Here is an 836-nt window from a genome sequence, read left to right on the forward strand (position 1 = left end):
TACGAGGGCGGCGAGGACACCGAGGACATCGTCCTCCAGGACCCGCGGCGCGGCGTCTACCGCAAGCTCGTCGTCCGCGACGACCGCCTGCAGGGCGCCGTGCTGTACGGCGACACCGACGACGGCCCGTGGTACTTCGACCTCATCAAACGCGGCGAGGACATCTCGGAGATCCGCGAGCGGCTGATCTTCGGCCGTGCCCAGGCGGAGGGCGGCGGCGACAGCGCCGGCGGACGCGCCGCACTGATGGGCGACGACGAGCAGGTCTGTGACTGCAACGGGGTGTGCAAGGGCGCCATCGTCGCCGCGGTCCGCGACGACGGCCTGACCAGCCCGGCGGCCGTGATGAAGGCCACCAAGGCCGGCACCTCCTGCGGCTCGTGCAAGTCCCTGGTCGGCGATATCGTCGCCCTCGCCGCCGGCGGGGACGCGGTGACCGAGGACAAGCCCACGGTGTGCGAGTGCACGACGCGCTCCCACGACGAGGTCCGCGAGGCCATCCGCAAGCGCCACCTCACCTCCCCGGAAGCGGTCCGGGAGGCCCTGGGCTGGCAGGAGCCGGACGGCTGCTCCAAGTGCCGGCCGGCGCTCAACTACTACTGCATCAGCACCTTCCCCGCCGAGGCCCGGGACGACGCACAGTCACGGTTCATCAACGAGCGCGCCCACGCCAACATCCAGAAGGACGGCACCTACTCCGTCGTGCCACGGATGTACGGCGGCATCACCAACCCGCAGGAGCTGCGCGCCATCGCCGATGTCGCCGAGAAGTTCGAGGTGCCGACCGTGAAGGTCACCGGCGGCCAGCGCATCGACCTGCTGGGGGTGAAGAAGGC

The 836-nt window shown here is 70.7% G+C and carries 1 protein-coding gene; it reads left to right on the forward strand.

Annotated elements, in window-relative coordinates; all coding sequences use genetic code 11:
• A partial coding sequence (locus G7A99_RS22040; protein WP_163144118.1) for a (2Fe-2S)-binding protein occupies positions 1–836 on the forward strand: 836 nt, incomplete at both ends.

It is taken from the genome of Arhodomonas sp. KWT, from assembly GCF_010993615.1.